Source organism: Kineococcus glutinatus, from assembly GCF_039542765.1.
Taxonomy (GTDB): Bacteria; Actinomycetota; Actinomycetes; order Actinomycetales; family Kineococcaceae; genus Kineococcus_A; species Kineococcus_A glutinatus.
Map to the genome: position 1 here is coordinate 1 of NZ_BAABIL010000744.1, position 2,781 is coordinate 2,781.

2 protein-coding genes are annotated in these 2,781 nt (G+C 75.1%); one reads left to right on the plus strand and one right to left on the minus strand.

What is annotated here, in order from left to right; genetic code table 11:
* On the minus strand, positions 1–2,397 hold a 2,397-nt coding region (locus ABEB16_RS20870; protein ID WP_345714103.1), incomplete at its 3' end, for a sensor histidine kinase.
* A gap of 160 nt (positions 2,398–2,557) precedes the next feature.
* Here ABEB16_RS20870 and ABEB16_RS20875 point away from each other — a divergent pair.
* Positions 2,558–2,781, plus strand: a 224-nt coding sequence (locus ABEB16_RS20875) for an NTP transferase domain-containing protein (protein WP_345714104.1), incomplete at its 3' end; no start/stop codon positions are given.

The following is a 2,781-nucleotide window of genomic DNA, read 5'->3' on the forward strand; positions in this document are numbered from 1 at the left end:
ATGCGCGTCCGGGGCCTGCGCGCGGGAGCGGGTGGTCCACAGGGCCTCCGCCGCCGTGCGCGGCGGCACCGGGGACTCCCGGCGCGGCCGCGGCCGGCTGCCACCGCGCTTGGGCAGGATGTCCTGCGCCGCAGCCGGCTCGGTCGCGGCCGGCTCCGCCTTGCGGCGGCGCGGCATCGCCTTGGGGGCGTCCGCGGCGACCGGGACGCTCTCCGGGGACCAGCCGGTCTCGGTGGGCAGCGGCACGTCGACGGCCGGCATCACCGGGGTGTCCGGCAGCGACCGGGCGCGGGGGCCCTCGGTCGCCGCGGGCGCGGCGTCGCGGTTGCGGGTCGGCAGCGGCGTGCGGGTCGGCAGCGGCGCGCTGCCCGGGCGGGACTCCACGACCACCTCGGGGGCGGGCCCGGACGTCGGGACGGACAGCACGACCGGGGTCGGCGGCAGCGCGATGGGCGCGTCGGCGCGCGGGGCGGCCGGTGCCGGGGCGTCGAGCTCGGGCGCGGCGGAGCCGACGGTGCCGGGCGCGAACAGCGCGGGGGCCAGGTCGAGGACGACCGTGGTGCCCTTGCCCTCCTCGGAGGTGATGTGGACGTCCACCTCCAGGCGGCCGGCGAGGCGGCCCACCACGAAGAACCCGAGGCGCTGGGCGCCGACGACCTCGCTGGCCTTGGCGCCGCGGATGCGCTCGGCGACCTGCGCCAGCTCCTCGGCGTTCATGCCGAGACCGGTGTCGGTGATCCGCACCTGGACGCCGGTGGCGGTCTCGGCGGTGCCGACGACCACGCGCGAGGACGGGTCGGAGAAGTTGGTGGCGTTCTCCAGCAGCTCCGCGATCATGTGCGCGAGCGAGAGGGCGAGGTGCCCCACGACCGGCGGGTCGACCTGCAGGCCGAGGTCCACGCGGTCGTAGTGCTCGATCTCACCGGCCGCGGTGCGGATGACGTCCGACAGCGGCAGCGGGCGGCGCAGGCGGCGGCCCGTGTTGATGCCGGCCAGGACGAGCAGCGACTCCGCGTTGCGGCGCATCCGGGTGGCGAGGTGGTCGAGGGTGAAGAGGTCCTCGAGGGTGTCGGGGTCCTCCTCGGTGCGCTCGAGCTGGTCGAGGAAGGCGAGCTGGCGGGCCAGCAGCGTCTGGTCGCGGCGGGCGACGTTGACGAACATCTCGGCGATGGAGGCGCGCAGGGCGGCCTGCTCACCGGCGATGCGCACGGTGGTGCTGTTCAGGTCGTCGATGACGCGGCTGAGCTGGCCGACCTCGTCGGCGCTGGCGTCGTCGAGGGGCACGATCTCCACGCCCGGGCCCTCGCCCGGGGTCTGCATGCGCTCCACCATGCGGGGCAGCTCGTCGCGCACCTCGGTGGCGGCCGCGGCCAGCAGGGACAGGCGGCGGGCGATGCCCCGGCCGAAGCGGAGCGCCAGGATGATCACGCCGCCGACGACGAGGACGTTGAGGACGGTGAAGACCACGGTGCTCAGCAGGGCGCCGGCGGCGCGCTCGTTCGCGGTGTCGACGAGCTCGGTGGCGGTGTCGGTGGACTTGGTGCGGTAGACGTCGGCGATCGCCGTGGCGGCCGCGATCCACTGCTCCGGGTCGACCTGGCCGCCGACGCCGGCGACGCCGTTGAAGATCTTCCGGGCGGCGGCCAGGTCGCTCTGCTCGGCGGCGTGGTCCGCGAGGGCCGACTCGAGCTCGCCCGCCTCCTCCTCGGAGGAGCCGCTGATGAACAGGCCGCTGTACTGCTGCTGCTTGTAGACCGCGTTGCGGCGGGCGTCGGCGGCGAGCTCGGCGTCGATGCCGCGGATGACGAGGAGGCCGGCCACCTCCTCCTGGGTCACCGCGTCGGCGACGCGGGCGATGTAGCCGAAGTTGCGCAGCTCGTCGGCGAGGTCGCGGTCCTCGGAGTCGTTGGCGACGGCGAAGGGCAGGTTGCTGAGGCCCTCGCTGAAGCTGTTGTAGCGGGTCATCACCTGGTACGCCGACATCTGCTGGGCGTCGACGGCGGCGCGCAGCACGGGCAGCTGCTGCAGGACCATCACGCTGACCTGGCCCATGGCGGCCTGCGTGCGGGATTCGCGCTCGGCGAGACCGGAGTCCGCCATGACCTGCTTGGAGGCCTGGGTGCTGACGTCGGTCCGGGTGCGGGCCGCGACGAGCTGGTCGTGCAGCTCCTGGCTCGGGTCCAGGAGGTAGCGCACGCTCAGCAGGCGCTCCTCCTGGTAGGTGTTCATCGTCTCGTTGAGGGTGTCGGCCCCGGCACCGAAGACCGCCAGCGAGCGCACGTCGCGACCCGACAGGTAGATCTGGGTGTTCAGGACGGTCGCCACGCCGAGCAGCAGGACCAGCGGCACGGCGAGGAGAGCGAGCAGCTTGGCTCTGATGCTCAGGTTGCGGAGCATGTCAACCTTCCAGGAGGGCGGGCGGCGGTGCGGAGCGGAGCGCGAGCTCCTCCGATCCACTGGTTGTTCGGCCGCCTCGGCGGGTGGGGTGAGCCTCCGGGGCGCCGGCCACCCTTTCGGGCTAGGTGCGCGGCCGCGGGTGCCGCCGGAGGGGGTGGGCGTGACCGGGGACCGGGGTGGGGACGGCGCCGGGGACGGCGTGGTGGTCGTCGTGCTGGCCGGTGGCGCGGGGCGGCGCTTCGCCGGCGCCGGCCCCGACAAGGTCGCCGCACCCCTCGACGGGCGCAGCCTGCTGGACCACCTGCTCGCCGGGCTGCCGCCGCAGCTGCCCGTCGTGGTCGTCGGCCCGCCGCGGCCCACCGCCCGCCCCGTGACGACGACCCG